This window comes from Rugamonas apoptosis, assembly GCF_014042355.1.
GTDB classification, from domain to species: Bacteria; Pseudomonadota; Gammaproteobacteria; order Burkholderiales; family Burkholderiaceae_D; genus Rugamonas; species Rugamonas apoptosis.
This window is the reverse complement of the sequence record NZ_JACEZU010000012.1, coordinates 196,028-213,371: the sequence shown is the minus strand read 5'-3', so window position 1 is coordinate 213,371 and position 17,344 is coordinate 196,028. Positions and strand designations below refer to the sequence as shown.

Annotated in this window: 14 protein-coding genes; 4 read left to right on the top strand and 10 right to left on the bottom strand. The window is 67.4% G+C overall.

Annotated elements, in window-relative coordinates; all coding sequences use genetic code 11:
- Positions 1–3 precede the first annotated feature (3 nt).
- The 7 genes from H3H39_RS22390 to H3H39_RS22360 form a co-directional block, all read right to left on the bottom strand.
- Positions 4–966, bottom strand: a complete 963-nt coding sequence (locus tag H3H39_RS22390) for a PA2778 family cysteine peptidase (protein ID WP_182156588.1) — start codon at positions 964–966, stop codon at positions 4–6.
- Positions 966–1,358: a PA2779 family protein gene (locus H3H39_RS22385; RefSeq protein WP_182156587.1), complete on the bottom strand. Its 393-nt coding sequence runs from the start codon at positions 1,356–1,358 to the stop codon at positions 966–968. Before H3H39_RS22385 ends, H3H39_RS22390 begins: the two co-directional genes overlap by 1 nt.
- A 342-nt stretch (positions 1,359–1,700) precedes the next feature.
- On the bottom strand, positions 1,701–2,822 hold the full coding sequence (locus tag H3H39_RS22380) for a glycosyltransferase family 4 protein (RefSeq protein ID WP_182156586.1): 1,122 nt from the start codon (positions 2,820–2,822) through the stop codon (positions 1,701–1,703).
- A gap of 21 nt (positions 2,823–2,843) precedes the next feature.
- On the bottom strand, positions 2,844–3,998 hold the full coding sequence (locus H3H39_RS22375) for a glycosyltransferase family 4 protein (protein WP_311196960.1): 1,155 nt from the start codon (positions 3,996–3,998) through the stop codon (positions 2,844–2,846).
- Positions 3,995–4,903: a GDP-mannose 4,6-dehydratase gene (locus tag H3H39_RS22370; protein ID WP_182156622.1), complete on the bottom strand. Its 909-nt coding sequence runs from the start codon at positions 4,901–4,903 to the stop codon at positions 3,995–3,997. Before H3H39_RS22370 ends, H3H39_RS22375 begins: the two co-directional genes overlap by 4 nt.
- A 33-nt stretch (positions 4,904–4,936) precedes the next feature.
- Positions 4,937–5,980 carry a GDP-mannose 4,6-dehydratase gene (gene gmd / locus H3H39_RS22365; protein WP_220461635.1) on the bottom strand — a complete coding sequence of 348 codons (1,044 nt, stop codon included), beginning with the start codon at positions 5,978–5,980 and terminating at the stop codon, positions 4,937–4,939.
- Positions 5,981–6,254: 274 nt separating this feature from the next.
- Positions 6,255–8,573, bottom strand: coding sequence for an NADP-dependent malic enzyme (locus H3H39_RS22360; protein WP_182156585.1), 2,319 nt, complete (start codon positions 8,571–8,573; stop codon positions 6,255–6,257).
- A 194-nt stretch (positions 8,574–8,767) separates the two neighbouring features.
- Here H3H39_RS22360 and thiL point away from each other — a divergent pair, with 194 nt between their 5' ends.
- Complete coding sequence (gene thiL / locus H3H39_RS22355; RefSeq protein WP_182156584.1) at positions 8,768–9,733, top strand: thiamine-phosphate kinase; 966 nt, start codon at positions 8,768–8,770, stop codon at positions 9,731–9,733.
- A gap of 15 nt (positions 9,734–9,748) precedes the next feature.
- On the opposite strand, the gene H3H39_RS22350 is transcribed toward thiL, so the two are convergent.
- The 3 genes from H3H39_RS22350 to H3H39_RS22340 are packed head-to-tail and all read right to left on the bottom strand — an operon-like array spanning position 9,749 to position 15,005.
- A complete protein-coding gene (locus H3H39_RS22350; protein WP_182156583.1) occupies positions 9,749–12,364 on the bottom strand; it encodes an EAL domain-containing protein in 2,616 nt (871 codons plus the stop codon).
- Positions 12,361–14,400 (bottom strand): sensor histidine kinase, YfiR-like protein-associated, encoded by a 2,040-nt coding sequence (locus H3H39_RS22345; protein ID WP_182156582.1) that lies wholly within the window; start codon positions 14,398–14,400, stop codon positions 12,361–12,363. Before H3H39_RS22345 ends, H3H39_RS22350 begins: the two co-directional genes overlap by 4 nt.
- Positions 14,397–15,005: a TOL_0243 family YfiR-like periplasmic protein gene (locus H3H39_RS22340; protein WP_182156581.1), complete on the bottom strand. Its 609-nt coding sequence runs from the start codon at positions 15,003–15,005 to the stop codon at positions 14,397–14,399. The genes H3H39_RS22345 and H3H39_RS22340 overlap by 4 nt, the downstream gene beginning before the upstream one ends.
- Positions 15,006–15,345: 340 nt before the next feature.
- Between H3H39_RS22340 and H3H39_RS22335 the strand changes: the two genes are divergently transcribed.
- The 3 genes from H3H39_RS22335 (at position 15,346) to H3H39_RS22325 (ending at position 17,271) form a co-directional block, all read left to right on the top strand.
- Positions 15,346–15,831, top strand: a complete 486-nt coding sequence (locus H3H39_RS22335) for a CinA family protein (protein ID WP_182156580.1) — start codon at positions 15,346–15,348, stop codon at positions 15,829–15,831.
- Between the two features lie 121 nt (positions 15,832–15,952).
- Entirely contained in the window at positions 15,953–16,681 is a 729-nt protein-coding gene (locus tag H3H39_RS22330) for a P-loop NTPase family protein (RefSeq protein WP_182156579.1), read from the top strand.
- A 5-nt stretch (positions 16,682–16,686) separates the two neighbouring features.
- Positions 16,687–17,271, top strand: a complete 585-nt coding sequence (locus tag H3H39_RS22325) for a hypothetical protein (RefSeq protein WP_182156578.1) — start codon at positions 16,687–16,689, stop codon at positions 17,269–17,271.
- Positions 17,272–17,344 lie beyond the last annotated feature (73 nt).

Below are 17,344 nucleotides of genomic sequence, written 5' to 3'. Positions count from 1 at the left end.
CCGCTACGGCCGCCCGCGCTCGGCCCGTTCGATCGTCTCCAGCGTGGCCTGGGCCTCGGCGCGCCACGGGCCGCCGAGCGCCAGCGCGCGGGTGGCCGCCGCGCGGGCCGCGCCATAGTCGCCCAGCTCGCTCAGCACAAAGGCCAGGTTGTTGAAGGCCGGCGCGCTGTCCGGATGGGCCAGCGTGGCGCGGCGGAAGGCATCGGCTGCGCCGGCCCGGTCGCCCGCCGCATACGCCGTGTTGCCCAGCCCCAGTTGCAAGCCCAGCACGTTGGGCCAGCGGCGGTCGGCGGCCGCATAGCTTTGCCGCACGGCGGCCGGCTGGCCGTTGCGCTCCCAGGCCACCAGCGCGTCGAGCACGCTGTGCTGCTCACTCGTCTCAGGCAACTGCCCTGGCGCCAGCGCCACCATGGCCCAGTAGCCGCTGCGGGCCCAGGTATGTTCGAAGGTCGACATGGCCATCACCATGTGTTCCGTGGTACCGGAATGGAGCACGATGTCGCCCTGCGCCAGGTCGTAGCCGGTCACGACGGCGTAATGCCAGCGGGGGAAGATGGGCAGGCTCAGGTTCTGCAGCACCAGCACCGGATGGCCGGCGCGCAATTCGGCCAGCAGCGCGTCCAGCCGCGGCGCGATGGTCACGCCCAGCGCACCATGGCGGCGGGCGGCGGCCAGCATCTCCACTTGCAGGCTGCCTTCGCGTGCGGGCAGGTAGACTTGCGGCACCAGCGCTTCGGGCGCGACGGCGATGCCGGCCGCGCCCAGCGCCATGGCCAGCGCGGCCGGGCCGCACTGGTAACGTTCCTGGGCGAAAAACGGCGTGCCCGCCAGTTCCAGCCGGGGCGCCAGACCGGCCGGCGGGGCCGCACGCAGCGCCGCCGTCTGGCTGGCGCAGCCGGCCAGCGACAGGGCCGCCAGCAGCAGGACCGGCCACAGCCGGCCCCGGCGCGCGCGCCGTGCCGCCATCAACGATGACGGGTGAACGGGAACACCTTGGTCAGGCCCAGGATGTCGGTCACCAGCAACAGCACGAAGATGAACACCAGCGCCCCCACGATGCCGTCGCCGCCGGCCGGCAGGCTGTCGACCTGATGCGCCACCGATGCCACTTCAGCGTCGCTCAAGGCGGCGATGCGGGCCTGGGCTTCGGCCGGGTCGATGTGGTAACGCTGCAACTCGGCTTGTACGTCGGCACGATTGAGAGTGGCGGCCAGGCTGGCGCGCGCCTGCTCGGCGTTGGCGGCGGCCACCACTTGCTGGGTGCCGACGAGGGCGGCCTGGGCCGGTTGGGCGATGCCCACGCTGACAAAGGCAATCATGGCGGCATGGACGCACAGCTTCTTGAATGGATGGGGCATGTTGTTCTCCTTGTGATGGCAAATAATCAAGCGTAGCGGAAATTAAATTTCCGTGGCGCACGAATGGTCTGGCGGGAACACGTTGCAGCACCAGCGGCGTGGCGCTGGCCATCCTATTGTACGGAGGGGAAGAATTGCTGTCGATCAGCGGCGGCGCGCTCGCCGGCGGAAACGGCGCCGCCGTGGTGAACTCTCGCCACCCGCGCCGTCGTTGCGTCGCATGAAACCGTCAATCACTGGCCCGACCGGTATTACGGACCGGCAACGGGGGCAGAGAGTCCAGCGCCATGGTAGCGTCCGCCCGGCGCCGTGGTTTGCGCCAGATCAAACGGCGGTGAAAAATCAGCGCGCGCGCGCCGCCACCACGTCGCGGTACAAGGCCGCGTAGCTGGCGGCCATGCGCTCGGCCGTAAACAGCGCGTGGTAGCGGGCGGCGGCGCGCCGGCCCATGGCGGCGGCCAGTTCCGGCTGCTCCCACAGGGTGCGCATGGCGGCCCCGAACGCGGCCGGATCGTTGGGCGGCACCACCAGCCCCGTGTCCTGGTCGATGTTGATGTAAGTGGTGCCGGTGCCGATCTCGCTCGAAATCATGGGTTTGCCGTACATGGCGCCCTCCAGCAGCGAGATGCCGAACGCTTCCGAGCGCAAGTGGGACGGGAACACCATCGCGTAGCACAACTGCAGCAGCGCCACCTTGTCCTCCTCCTCCAGCGCCCCCACGAACAGCACGTGGTGCAGGCCCAGGCGGGCGGCGTGGGCCTTGAGTTCCTCCTCGATGGGGCCGGCGCCCACGATCACCACCGGGTAATCCACGCTGGCCATGGCGTCGAGCAGGATGTGCAAGCCCTTGTAGTAGCGCAGCACGCCCACGAACAGGAAGAAGCGCTCGCCGCACAGGGCGCGCCACTTGTCGCGCGTGGCCTGGGCCGGTTCCGGATAGATGGCCTGGTCCAGGCCATAGGTGATGGTGCGGGTCTTGTGCTGGTAGCGGGTCAGCACGGGCGAGGACGCCAGGTAGTTGGGCGAGGTGGCCACGATTGCGTCCACGCTGCGCAGGAAACGCTGCTTGAGCGGGGTGTACAGGCGCAGCAGATGCCTCTGGCGCACGATGTCCGAGTGGTAGGTCACCACGCTGGGCTTGTCGATCCGGGCCAGGAAGTGGGCCAGGTCCATGAACGGCCACGGGAAGTGGTAATGGATCACGTCGGCCTGGCGCGCCAGCCGCGCCAGCTGACGGATGGCGGCCAGCGAGAAGCCGGTGGAGGCGATCTCGAAATCGAGCGGCACCCGGTGCACCAGGTGGCCTTCCAGCGCCAGCTCGGCCGGCTCGGGCTGGCGCGTGAGCGTCAGCACCTCGTTGCGCACGCCCAGCTTGCCGGTGCCCACGCACAGTTGGCGGATCACCTGTTCGATGCCGCCCCAGCTGTCGGGGTAATAGGTCTTGTAAAAATGAAGCACGCGCATGGGGGAGGGGACGCTCGCGCGTCACTGAGTAAGGATGGATTGGTAGACGGCCAGTGTGCGGCGCGCCATCTCGGCCCGGGTCGCCCGCAGCGCGCGGCGCTGGCCGGCCGCCACGCAGCGTGCCCGCAGCGCCTCGTCGCGCACGATGCTGTGCAGGGCGGCCGTCCATTCCGGCAGCGACCGCGGGTCCGCTTCCAGCGCGGCGCCCTCGGCCAGCTCGGCCAGCACGCCGCCGGCCGCGCACAGTACCGGCAGGCCGGCGGCCAGCGCTTCCAGCATGGCCAGGCCGGCGCGCGCATGCAGCGCCGGCAGCACGAAGGCGCCGGCGCCGGCGTACAGCTGATGCAGTTCAGGCTGTTCCGCCACGCTGGCCAGCCACAGCACCTGCTCGCCTTGCTGGTGGGCCGCGGCGATGCGCCGCACCAGCTGCGCGCTATCCCAGCCGGCCTGGCCCACGATCAGCAGCTGGCGCGCCGCGCGCACCACGGGCGGCAGGGCCAGGTAGGCTTGCAGCAAATGTTCAAGGTTCTTGCGCGGCTCCAGCGTGGCCACGCACAGGAAGTAGCCGGGCCGCAGGCTGTGGCGTTCCAGCGTGGCCGCCACCGCGTCCGCCGGCGGCGCCTCGAACCAGGCTGGCGCCACACCGTGCTGCACCACGCTGACGCGGCCCTCGGCGATGCCGTAGGCGCGCACCAGTTCCGGCACGGCGTGCCGCGACAGGGCGATCACATGGTCGGCCTTGCGCACCGCCTTCACCAGCAGCCAGTTTTGCAGGCGGCGCCGGCGCGGCGCACACCATGCGGGATGAGCGATGGGCAGGGCGTCGTGCAAGGTCGCCACCACCGGGCAATCCATGCGCACGATGCGGTGGTCGGTGGCATGGAACAGGTCCAGCGGCTGGCCATCATGGCCCGCATCGCGCACGGCCAGCCGCGCGCTGGCCGGCAGGATCAGGTCGCCGACCGAGGCCAGCGCGTACGACAGCGGCAAGGCGCGGCCCACACGCAGGGATTCGGGCAAGCCGGGCGGCGCGAACGACAGCGGCCGCACGGCGCAGCCGGCGGCCGGCAGTTCGTCCAGCAGGGCCTGGGTGTAGCGGCCCATGCCATCCAGGTGGCCGTCCGTCAGGGCAGGTTCAACTGAGGTGGCGGACAGGCCGATGCGCGGCGCACTCACCCCGCGTACATCCAGCGCAGCGTGTCGGCCAGCGGCGGCGGCGCCAGCGCGCCCACCACGGCGGCCAGGCGGCTGTTGTCGCCCGTCAGGCGCTCCACCTCGTTGGCGCGCACGAAGGCCGGGTTGACATGCACGTTGATGCGGTAGCCGGCGATGCCGGCCATCATGTCCAGCACCTCGCCCAGCGAGTGGGCGCGGCCGGAGCAGATATTGAACGTCTGGCCGGCCGGCGCGGCCGCCAGCAGCGCGCGGTAGCTGGCCGCCACCATGCGCACGTCGGAAAAATCGCGCCACACGTGCAGGTTGCCCAGCTCGATGTCGGCGGCGCGGCGGCGGAAATGGCCGACGATCTTGGGCAGCAGGAAGTTCTCGTGCTGGCCCACACCCGTGTAATTGAACGGCCGGGTGACGATCAGGGGCAGCTTGTCCTGCCACAGGCGGGCCATGTATTCCATCGCCAGCTTGCTGACGGCGTAATCGTTGGCCGGCGCGGCCGCCACGTCCTCGCCGATGACGGGCACGCTGGTGTTGCCATAAATATTGGCGCTGGACGCCAGCAGCACGGCCGACGGCTTGCGCTCCAGCCCCGCCAGCGCTTCCAGCAGGTGGCGTGTGCCCACCACGTTGACGCGGTAGAACTGCTCGACGTCGGCATGGCCGACGAAGGCGATGCCGGCCAGGTGGGCCACCACATCGGGCCGCACTTGCTGCACCATGGCCGCCACGGCGGCGCGGTCGGTCAGGTCGACCGGGTACAGACCGGGGGCGGCCGGGTGGCCGGGCGTGGTGCTGCCGTGCACTTCATAGCCGGCCGCGCGCAGCTCGCGCTCCAGGTAGCGCCCCGTGAAGCCGGCCAGGCCGGTGACCAGGGCGCGCTTGCCGGCGCCCTCCTGCGCGGGGGCCATCAGGGCCAGCGGTGCGGTCGCCATGGCGCGCGCTTAGAACGAGAAGCCGGCCGCGTTGCGGCGCAGGTCGGCCTCGACCATCATCTGGCACAGCTGTTCCAGCGTGGTCCGGGGTTTCCAGCCCAGTTCCGTGACGGCCTTGGCCGGGTCGCCGATCAGCAGCTCCACTTCGGCCGGACGGTAGAATTTCGGGCTGACCCGTACCAGCACCGTGCCGGTGCGGCTGCAGTGGCCCGTCTCCTGGTCGGCCGTGCCCTGCCATTCGATGGCCACGTCGATCGCCTTGAACGCCATGGTGACGAAATCGCGCACGGTCTCGGTACGGTTGGTGGCCAGCACATAGGTGCCCGGCTGGTCGGCCTGCAGGATGCGCCACATGCCTTCCACATATTCCTTGGCATAGCCCCAGTCGCGCTTGGCGTCCAGGTTGCCCAGTTCCAGCACGTCGAGCTTGCCCAGCTTGATCTTGGCCACCGCGTCGGTGATCTTGCGGGTGACGAATTCACGGCCGCGCAGCGGCGACTCGTGGTTGAACAGGATGCCCGAGCTGCCGAAGATGCCGTACGATTCGCGGTAGTTGACCGTCATCCAGTGCGCATACAGCTTGGCCACGCCATACGGGCTGCGCGGGTAGAACGGGGTGTCTTCCTTTTGCGGGATGGCTTGCACCTTGCCGAACATTTCCGAAGTCGACGCCTGGTAGAAACGGATCTTGGGGTTGACGATGCGGATCGCTTCCAGCAGGTTGACGGGGCCGATGCCGGTGATCTCGGCCGTCGTCACGGGCTGCTCGAACGACACGCCGACAAAGCTTTGCGCGGCCAGGTTGTACACCTCGTCCGGCGCCGCGTTCTGCATCAGGCGGATGCTGGAGCCGAGGTCGGTCAGGTCGTACTCCACCAGCTTGAGATTGGGGTGGGCGGCGATGCCCAGTTCCTCGATACGCCAGAAATTGACGGAACTGGTGCGGCGATAGGTGCCCGTGACTTCATAGCCCTTCTCCAGCAACAATTCTGCCAGATAGGCGCCGTCCTGGCCGGTGATGCCCGTGATGAGCGCTTTCTTCATTTTTTGCATGATAGTTGAATCCGATGCTGGGAATGGCGGGAGGACGCGTTGCGCCCTCGAACAACCCGGTATTGTAGCAGAGCGCTAGTGACGCACTTCTCACCAATTATGGCGATTACAACACTTACATATTGTTACAAGGCAATTTTTAAGAACCCAGCAGCCATTGTTTGATTTGCATCAACAACCAGTCCGCCCCCATCATCATGGCGCAAAAAACAACACCGGGGTCAGGTCATGCAATCCAGCATGACCTGACCCCGGTGTGTCAGTCGGGACCGGATCAGTTCTTGCGTTCCGCCACCGCGTCCACCACGCACAGGGCCGTCATGTTGACGATACGGCGCACCGTGGCCGACGGCGTGAGGATGTGCACCGGACGGGCGCAACCGAGCAGGATCGGGCCCACGGCGATGCCGTTGCCGGCCGCCGTCTTGACCAGGTTGTAGGCGATGTTGGCGGCGTCGATATTGGGCATGACCAGCAGGTTGGCGTCATGCGCCAGGTTGGAGCCGGGCATGATCTTGGCGCGCAGCTTGGAGTCGAGCGCCGTGTCGCCGTGCATCTCGCCATCCACTTCCAGTTCCGGCGCCTGTTCCTTGATGATGGCCAGCGCGGCCCGCATCTTCTGCGCCGACTCGCTGTTGGACGAGCCGAAGTTCGAGTGCGACAGCAGCGCCGCCCGTGGCGACAGGCCGAAGCGCACCATCTCGTCGGCCGCCATGATGGTGATCTCGGCCAGTTGCGCAGCCGTGGGGTTCTCGTTGACGTGGGTGTCGACCATCACCAGCTGGCGTTCCGGCAGGATCAGCACGTTCATGGCCGCATACACCTTGGCGCCGGCCCGCTTGCCCAGCACCTGGTCGATGTACTTCAAGTGCAGGTCGGTGGTGCCGAAGGTGCCGCAGATCATGCCGTCGGCGTCGCCCTTGGCGATCATCATGGCGCCGATCAGGGTGTGGCGGCGGCGCATTTCCAGCTTGGCGTATTCCTCGGTCACGCCCTTGCGCGCCGTCAGCTCGTAATACGCCTTCCAGTAATCGCGGTAGCGGGCATCGAAATCGGGGTTGATCACGTCGAAGTGCACGCCCTGCTTGAGGCGCAGGCCGAACTTCTGGATGCGCGTTTCCAGCACGGCCGGACGGCCCACCAGGATAGGACGGGCCAGGCGTTCGTCGACCACCACCTGCACGGCGCGCAGGATGCGCTCCTCTTCACCTTCGGCGTAGACGATGCGCTTGAGGTCGGCGTGGGTGTTCTTGGCGACCTGGAACAGCGGCTTCATGAAGGTGCCGCTGCGGTACACGAATTGCTGCAGGCTGTCGGCGTAGGCTTGCAAGTCCTTGATCGGACGGGTGGCCACGCCGGACTGCTCGGCCGCCTTGGCCACGGCCGGGGCGATCTGGATCAGCAGGCGCGGATCGAACGGCATCGGGATCAGGTACTCGGGGCCGAACGACAGGTTGCTGATGCCGTAGGTAGTGGCCACGATGTCGCTCTGCTCGGCGTGCGCCAGCTCGGCGATGGCGTGCACCACGGCGATCTCCATCTCACGGGTGATGGTGGTGGCGCCGCAATCGAGCGCGCCACGGAAGATGTAGGGGAAGCACAGCACGTTGTTGACCTGGTTCGGATAGTCCGAACGGCCGGTGCAGATCACGGCGTCGTCACGCACTGCCTTGACGTCTTCCGGCAGGATTTCCGGCGACGGGTTGGCCAGTGCCAGGATCAAAGGCTTGGCCGCCATCTGGCGCACCATGTCCTGTTTCAGCACGCCGCCGGCCGACACGCCGAGGAAGATGTCGGCGCCAGGAATCACTTCGGCCAGGGTACGGGCCGTGGTGTCGCGCGCGAAACGTTCCTTGTCCGGGTCCATCAGCTCGGTGCGGCCCTTGTAGACCACGCCGGCCAGGTCGGTGACGAAGATATTTTCCAGTGGGAAACCCAGATCCACGATCAGGTCCAGGCAGGCCAGCGCGGCCGCGCCGGCGCCCGACACCACCAGTTTGCAATCCTTGATGTCCTTGCCCACCACCTTGATGCCGTTGAGGATGGCCGCGCCGACGATGATGGCGGTACCGTGCTGGTCATCGTGGAACACGGGAATCTTCATGCGGTCGCGCAGCTGGCGTTCGATGTAGAAGCACTCGGGCGCCTTGATGTCTTCCAGGTTGACGCCGCCGAAGGTCGGCTCCAGCGAGGCGATGATGTCGCACAGCTTGTCGGGGTCGGATTCGTTGATCTCGATATCGAACACGTCGATGCCGGCGAACTTCTTGAACAGCACGCCTTTGCCTTCCATCACCGGCTTGGCGGCCAGCGGGCCGATGTTGCCCAGGCCCAGCACGGCGGTGCCGTTGGTGATCACGGCCACCAGGTTGCCGCGCGCCGTGTACTTGTAGGCGTTGGCCGGATCGACAACGATCTCTTCGCAGGGCGCCGCCACCCCGGGCGAATACGCCAGCGCCAGGTCGCGCTGGTTGGTCAGTTGCTTGGTGGGGGTGACGCTGATTTTGCCGGGGCGTGGTATCTCGTGATACTCAAGTGCGGCAAGGCGCAGTTGTTGGCGAAGTTCCTCTTTTTGATCAGATGACGAATCCATGCTGTGCTGCCTTCCTGTATGTTCGATCGGAAAGCTTCCGATTTTATCAGACCCATTCTTTCAATTAAGTAGGTATTTTCACCAAGTGTTATAACCATTTTGTAGATAAATGACACGCAGGCAACGGAAATTGCATATCAATTTGTATCAATCGCCCCGCGCCGCCGCCCTTTCCGCTTCGGTACAATAGCACCATGCTCTCTGAATTCGACCTGATCAAACACTATTTCAACCGCGACCGTCCGGCCCGCGCCACGCTGGGCATCGGCGACGATTGCGCGCTGCTCACGCCCACGCCCGGCATGCAGATGGCCATCTCGTCCGACATGCTGGTCGAGGGCCGCCACTTCTTCGCCGGCGCCGAACCGTATCAATTAGGCCACAAAAGCCTGGCCGTCAACCTGTCGGACCTGGCGGCCATGGGCGCGCGGCCCGTGGCCTGCACCTTGGCGCTGGCGCTGCCGGCGGCCGAACGGGACTGGCTGCACGGCTTCTCGTCCGGCCTGTTCGCGCTGGCCGACGCCCACGCGTGCGAACTGATCGGCGGTGACACCACCAAGGGCCCGCGCAACATCTGCATCACCGTGTTCGGCGAACTGCAGCCGGGCCACGCGCTGCGGCGCGACGCGGCCCAGCCGGGCGACGACATCTGGATCTCCGGCACCCTGGGCGACGCCCGCCTGGCGCTGGCCGGCTACCTGAATGAAGTGCCGCTGGACGAGGCGAGCCTGCGCGCGGCCGCCGTGCGCATGCACGCGCCCACGCCGCGGGTGGAACTGGGCATGTTGCTGGCCCGCCAGCGCCTGGCGCACGCGGCGATCGACATTTCCGACGGCCTGGTGGGCGACCTGGGCCACATCCTGGCCCGCTCGCGGGTGGGCGCCACGCTGGACGTGGACGCGCTGCCGGCCGGCGACGTGCTGGCCACGCGCGACACGGCCCTGCGCCGCGCCTACACGGCCGCCGGCGGCGACGATTACGAACTGTGCTTCACGGCCCCGGCCAGCGCCCGCGCCGCCGTGCTGGCGGCGGCCGGCAGCGTGGCCACGCCCGTGACCCGGGTCGGCCGGATCGAGGCTGCCCCCGGCCTGCGGCTGGTCGATGCCGGCGGCCATGCGCTCGACCTCAAACTGAGCAGCTTCGACCACTTCACCAGCTGAGCGACGAGCCGGCCGTCACAGGGCAGTGTGATCCTCGTCCGGCAGCCCCACGCGGCGGCCGCTGCCGTGCATCAGCCAGTAGTGGTGGAACGCCAGCCGGATATTGTCGCGCAGCTGGGTGTCGTCCCACGGCTTGGTGTAGAAGCGGTAGATGGCGCCCCGGTTGATGGAATCGAGCACCGCCTCCAGCCCCGTGTAGCCGGACAGGATGATGCGTATCGTGTCCGGGTACATCTCCTTGACCTTGCTGAGAAATTCCGTGCCGCTCATGATGGGCATGCGCTGGTCGCACAGGATCACCTGCACCGGGTGCAGCGCCAGCAACTGGAACCCTTCGGCCGGCGACTCGGCCGTGAGAATCTGGTAGCCGTCGCGCCGGAACAGCCGGTGCAGCGAGGACAGCACGTTGACGTCGTCGTCCACGATCAGCAGGGTCTGGGGCGGCGTGTCGCGCCCGCCCTCCTCCGGTGGCACGCCCTTGCCCGCCTCCACCAGCGCGCCCATCTCGGCGGCCGGCAGCGGGCGGCTGAAGAAGAAGCCCTGCATCTCGTCGCAGCGGTTGCGGCGCAGGTATTCCAGTTGGGGCCGGGTTTCCACCCCTTCCGCGATCACCCGCAGCTTGAGGCTGTGCGCCATGCTGATGATGGCCAGCGCAATGGCCGCGTCGTTGGGATTGGTGGTGATGTCGCGCACGAAGGCGATGTCGATCTTGAGCTTGTCGATCGGGAAGCGCTGCAGATAGGCCAGGCTGGAATAGCCGGTGCCGAAATCGTCGATCGCCACCTGCACCCCCAGTTCCTTGAGGCTGGCCAGCACCACGATGGTGCGCTCGGCGTTCGACATCAGGGCCGTCTCCGTCAATTCCAGTTCCAGCAGTTCGGGCGGCACCTTGTAGCGCTCCAGCGCCGTGCGCACTTCCTGTTCCAGGTCGCCCTCGACGAACTGGCGGCTCGACACGTTGACGGCCACGTGCACGGCGCCCACCCCGGCCCGGGCCCAGGCCGCGATCTGGCGGCAGGCCGTGTCGATGATCCACGCCCCCACCCGCACGATCAGCCCCGTATCCTCCAGCACCGGCACGAATTCGGCCGGGAACACCAGGCCGTAGCCGGGCCGCTGCCAGCGCAGCAAGGCTTCCGCGCCGCTGATGGCGCCCGTGTGCAGGTTGACCTTGGGCTGGTAGTACAGCACCAGCTCGTCGTTGTCGAGCGCGCGCCGCAGCGCCATCTCCAGGTCCAGCCGCGCCAGCACCTGCACGTTCATGCCGGCCGTGAAGAAGCGGTAGCCGTCGCGCCCCGCCTCCTTGGCCCGGCTCATGGCCGTATCGGCGTAGTTGACCAGGGTTTCCGGGTCGGTGGCGTCATCCGGGTACATGGCGATGCCGATGCTGGCCGTCAGCGTTGGCCGGTGGCCGCCCAGGTCGAACGGCGCGCGCAACGCTTCGCGCACTTCGTTGGCCACATACACGGCATCCTGCTGGTCGCGCGTCATGGTCAGGATCAGGCCGAACTCGTCGCCGCCCAGCCGGCCCACGGTGTCGCGGATCCGTACGCACTGCACCAGCCGGTTGCTGAACTGGCGCAGCAGTTCGTCGCCCGATGCCGCACCGAGCGAATCGTTGATGTTCTTGAAGCGGTCCAGCGCGATGAACAGCACCACGATGCGCCATTCCTTGTCCTGCGCCAGCTCGATCGATTCGGCCAGGGTCTGGAAGAACAGGCTGCGGTTGGGCAGGCCCGTCAGGCTGTCATAGCGGGCCATGTGGCGCAGCCGTTCCTGGGCCTGGCGGCGTTCGCTGATGTCGCGCGCCACCCCCAGCAGCACGGGCGGCTGGCCCGGCGCGGCGCCGGGCCGCAACTGCCAGTAGATCTCGACCGGCACCTTGGCCTGGTCCTGGCGCGCCAGTTCGATCTCGGCCAGTTCCGGCGCCCGCGCGGCCGCGCAGTCCAGCGCCGCCTGCTCGTCGAGCCGGCCGGCCAGCAGCGCGGCCTGCTCGCGCAGCATCTCCGGCGCGCCCAGCGCCAGCCGCTGCGGCGTTTGCGCTAGCAGCGCGGCCCGCTCGTAGCCGAGCATGCGGCAGGCGCCCTCGTTCACGTCCAACAAATCCAGGCTGTGGGCGTCGAGCAGGAAGATGGCGTCGGCGGTGGCATCCATGGCGCTGCGGAACCGCTGCAACTCGGCGGTGCGCTCGCGCACGGTCTGCTCCAGGCGGACGTTGTAGTCGCGCGCCTCGCGGTGCAGCAGCCGCACTTCCAGCATGTTGCGGATGCGGGTCAGCACTTCCACCGGGTCGAACGGCTTGCTGACGAAGTCGCGCGCGCCCGCCTCCAGCGCCGCCAGCTTCTTGTCCGGCTCGGCCGTCACCACCAGCACCGGCAGGTAGGCTTCCGTCTCCAGCGGCTTGAGCGCCTCCATCACGTCGAAGCCGCTCATGTGCGGCATGTGCAGGTCGAGGATGATCAGGTCGTAGTGGTGCTGCCCATGCCAGCCGGCCACCACGGTGGGGTCGCCGGTGGCGCTGACGGCCTGGTAGCCGCTGCTCGAGAGCAGGAATTCGAGCAGCTGGATGTTGACCGGCTGGTCGTCCACGATGAGGATTTTCGCCCGCAGGATATCTTCTGGTCTGATCATGTGCGCACCGCCGCTTTGGCCAGGGCGCGCCGGCTGGCCAGGTGGGCCAGCGTGGCGTTGATCGCCTCGGTGAATTCATCGATGTTGATGGGTTTGACGAGGTAACGGAAAAAGCCCAGCGCCAATCCCTTCTCCACATCGCGCGGCATGGCGTTGGCCGTCAGCGCGATCACCGGGATGTGGGCCGTGGCCGGGTCGGCGCGCAGCAACTGCAGCGCGTCGAAGCCGCTCACGCAGGGCAGGTGGATGTCCATCAGGATCAGGTCCGGCAAGTGGGCGCGCGCCAGTTCCAGGCCCAGGTGGCCGTCCGGCGCCGACAGCAGCCGCAGGTCGGGCCGGTAGCGCAGGATTTCCTCCACCAGTTTCAAGTTGGCCGGATTGTCCTCCACGTACAGCAGCGTGGCCTGGCCCAATGCCTCGGCGCCGGCCGGCACGCCGGCCAGCGCGCGGGCCGCCTCGTCCTCCAGCGGCGACGGCAGCGGTTCGGTCGCTTGCAGCTCGATCCAGAACGTGCTGCCCACGCCGGCGCTGCTGGACACGCCGATGGCGCCGCCCATCAGTTCGACGAGGCGCTTGGTCACCACCAGGCCGATGCCGGTGCCCTCCTCCGCGCCGGCCTCCTGGCCGAGCCGGTTGAACGGCTGGAACAGCAGGGCCAGCTGCTCCGGCAGCAAGCCCAGGCCCGTGTCCTGCACCGACACGCGCAAGCGGTCGGCCGCCGTCATGCTGCAATCGACCACCACGGCGCCGCCGTCGCGGTTGTACTTGATGGCGTTCGACAGCAGGTTGAGCGCGACCTGCTTGAGGCGGGTGCGGTCGGCCTGCACGGTGGCATGGCAGTGGGCCGGGAACAGCAGCCGGATATTGCGCTGGGTCGCCAGCGGTTCCGTCATGGTATGGCATTCCTGCAGGATGTCGTCCAGCGCCACCGGCTCCAGCGACAACGCCACGGCGCCCGATTCGATCTTGGCCAGGTCGAGGATCTCGTTGATCAGGGTCAGCAGGTGGCGGCCGGACTTGAGGATGTGGCTGGCGAACTCCTTTTTCTGCGGCAGGGTCGAGGGCAGCTTGTCGGAGGTGAGGATCTGGGCGAAGCCGAGGATGGCGTTGAGCGGCGTGCGCAGCTCATGGCTCATGGACGACAGGAAGGCTGTCTTGGCCTGGTTGGCGTCGCGCGCCTCCGCCATGGCCCGTTCCAGTTCGGCGTTGGCCGCCTCCAGCTGCAAGGTGCGCTCATGCACGCGCTGCTCCAGCTCCTCGTTCAGCCGCATCACTTCCTGCTGCGCGAAACTGCGCTGGCCGGCCTCGCGTTCCAGCTCGTGGTTGGACAATTCCAGCGCCTGGGTGCGGGCCTCGATCTCGCTCAGCATGCGGTTGAAGGAATCGACCAGTTGCGCCACCTCGTCATCCGACAGCTTGCGCGCGCGGCGCGAATAGTCGCCCGTCTCCACCACCTCGCGCGCGATGCCGGCGATGTCGAGGATGGGCTGGGTGATCACGTGGTTCAGGCGTCCCATGACCAGCCAGGCGATCAGCATGGCCAGCGCCGTCACGCCCAGCGCGATCACCAGGTAGTCGACGATGCGGCCCACCATTTCGTAGTCGGCGCGCAGGTAGACGGTGCCCAGCAGCTCGCCATTGTCGACGATGCGCTTGAACAGGATCAGCTTGCCCTGCTCGAAGCGGGCGCTATCCTCGTTGGCGGCCTGGCGCGGGAAGTCGCCCTCCTGGCCCGGCGCCACGTAGTTGGCGAACAACTGGCCGCGCGCGTTGTAGATGGCGCCCGCGTTGATCTTGGGCCGCAGCCGCAACAGGGCCAGGTTTTCCGTGGCCAGGCGCTGGTCGTCGAAGGCCAGCGCGGCCGACGTCATGTGGCCGATCAGTTCGGACTGGGTGCTCATGTCGGCCAGGATGGTGCGGTGATAGGACCGCAGGTCGTACGCGATGATGGTGCCCACCGACACCAGCAGCGCCGCCAGCGTGGTCAGCAGCACCACTCCCAGCAGTTTCCGGCGCAGGCTGCGGGCCGGTTTCATATGGCCCCCTGCACGCGGTAGGCGGCCGACAGCATGCGCGCGCTGATCTTGATGCGCGCGGCGAGCGCCTGCTTGAGCGCCACTTCGAAGCGCAGCTTGTCATCGGCGATCACGAAATGGATGATGCTGCCCAGCGCGTGGGCTTCCTCGCTGTCGGACACGGTCAGCACCGACTGGCTCTGGCTGGCGGCCAGCAAGTCCTGCGCCTGGGCCTTGTCCATGGCGCCCATGAACAGGATGTGGACCCCAGCCAGCGGTTCGCCCTTGCGCACCCGCTTCACTTGCAGCGGATGGCCGCCCGCGTTGCGCCCGGCCACCGTCAGTTCCAGCTGGTCGGCCAGCGCGTCGGCGCCGGCCACCCCGATCACCAGCGGGCTGTCGGGCCGGGCGAAGCTGCCGTCGGGCCACTCGACGAAGCCGGCGAATTTGTACAGGTAGGCGGCCTTGACCTGGCGTTCCAGCGCGCCCGCCGGCGACTGGGCCACGGCCGGCACCAGCCAGGCCACGCCCAGCGCCGCCAGCAGCAGGCGCCGGCGCGCGCGCGCGGACGCGCCGGCGCACGCGCCCGGGGTCGCTCCAGTGTCGAAACCGTTCAACAACGTCATAGCTGAGCTGTCAGATCAATGCGGTGGAAGCGCGCCGGCTGCCCTTGCGGTGGGCGCCGTCGGCCAGGTCCGCGCGCGGCGCGCGGCTTGCAAATGAACAGTCGTGCGGCGCGGATCCAAGGGCGTGGAACGCGCGCAGTGCGTTTTCGAGTGTACGCATTTTCATCGGGCTTGGGGAGCTTTTTTCGTAATATTGCCGATTGAACAGGACGACCGCAAAGACGGTGGCGGCCGCCCGGCCAGGTACTGGCACCGGCCCTGGCGGCATGGTAAAGTGAACTCAGGCTGTGACGAGGAGACCGTCGCCCATCCGACAGACTCTGCTGCGAAGGAGCATATCGTGACCACCCCCACCATCATCGAACTGGCCACCAATGTAGGCCAGGCATTGCAGCGCAAAGGCTGGCTGCTGGCCACGGCCGAATCGTGCACGGGGGGCGGCATCGCCCAGGCCATCACGGAGATCGCCGGTTCCACCGGCTGGTTCGACTGCGGCTTCGTCACCTATTCCAACGCTTCCAAGACGGAAATGCTGGACGTGTCGGCCGCGCTGATGGCGCAGCTGGGCAGCGTGAGCGAGGAAGTGGCGGCCGCCATGGCCAATGGCGCGCTGGCCGGCAGCAACGCCCATGTGGCCGTGTCCGTGACGGGCATCGCCGGTCCCACCGGGGCCGTGCCGGGCAAGCCGGTGGGCACGGTGTGCTTCGGCTGGTCCGACGGCAACCAGGTGCACACGGAACGCCTGGTGTTCCCCGGCGACCGCCAGGCCGTGCGCGAACAGACCGTGATCCACGCGCTGCGCGGCCTGCTGCGCTTTATCGACTGAATTGCCGCCGCGCCGGCCCGGCCGGTTGCCATCCGCTCCCAAAACAATTACCCTCGACGCTGTGCGGCGGGCCCTCGGCCCCCGCACGTCCGACGGAATCACAGACTCAGGGAGTATTTCGATGCAAAACACGGTACATTTCATTCTCCAGGGCAAGGGCGGCATCGGCAAGACGCTGGTGTCGACCATCCTGGCCCAATGGATCGCGGGCAAGGATGAAGCGCCGCTGCGCTGCTACGACACCGACCAGGAAAACGCCACCTTCTCGCGCTACAAGGCGATGGAGGTCAAGCATGTGCCGGTGATGACGGATAGCCGCAACATCGACCCCAAGCGTTTCGACGCCCTGATGATCGACATCCTGGAGGAGGATGGCAACTGCGTGGTTGACAACGGCGCCAACACCTTCTCGCCGCTGATGGGCTACCTGATCGAGAACGATTGCTTCTCGCTGCTGGAGGAATCGGGCCGCAAGGTCTACATCCACACCATCGTCGGTGGCGGCGACACGCTGCACGACACGGCCATGGGTTTCGTGTCGACCGCCAAGTCGACCAATGTGCCGCTGGTGCTGTGGGAGAACGAACACTTCGGCCTGCTGCAATCGGCGTCCGGCAAGCAGTTCACGGAATCGCAGACCTATGCCGACAACGCGGCGCGGGTCAAGGGCCGGGTGGTGCTCACCCAGCGCAACGCCGACACCTTCGGCGCCGACATCAAGAAGATGAACACGGCGCGCCTGACGGCCAATGAAGTCAAGGAAAGCGACAAGTTCAACGTGATGGAGAAGCAGCGCATCAAGGTCGTGTTCCGCGACCTGTTTGAACAACTCGACAAAGTGCAGTGGTAAGGCCCATGGACCAGCACAAGCTGCGCAGCCTCGTATTCGACAAGACCGGCGTGCGGATCGACATCGACGATCCCATCTTCGCGCTGGTGGCCCTGAACGAAGCGGTGCTGGAGGAGACCGTGGAACGCCATGTGGCGCTGATCGAGGCGGCCTCGCGCGACCTGGCGCAGCACGCGCGCGCGGCCGGTGGTTTGCCGAATGCGCCCGTCGCGCCAGCGGTGACGGCTGCCGGCCGTAGCGCGGCCGAAGCAGCGGGCACACCGTCCGCTGCGCCTGCACAATCAGGCTCAACCTCAGCCCCTACCTTAGCCGTGCCCGCATCCGGCGCGCCCATGGAGGGTGGTTTCTCCCCGCGAGAATGGCGCTTGCTGGGCGCGGCGGCGGCCGTGTCCGTGCTCAGCGCCTTGCTGGTGCTGGGTGGCCAGGCCCTGTTCTTCAAACCCGTGCCGCCACCGGCGCCCGTGCTGCAAGCCAAGAGCCTGACGGCCGAACAACTGCTGGCCATCCAGAACGGCGAAAAACTGGCCAAGGCCGTCCAAAAGCTCGACCCCAAGACCCGCAACCTGGTGCAGGCGGAAATGCAAAAGTAAGGCGCGGTACCCCGCCGTCCTGATGGCGGCTGCCACTACACGTCGTTTTCTGCTAACATATGAACACCTATTC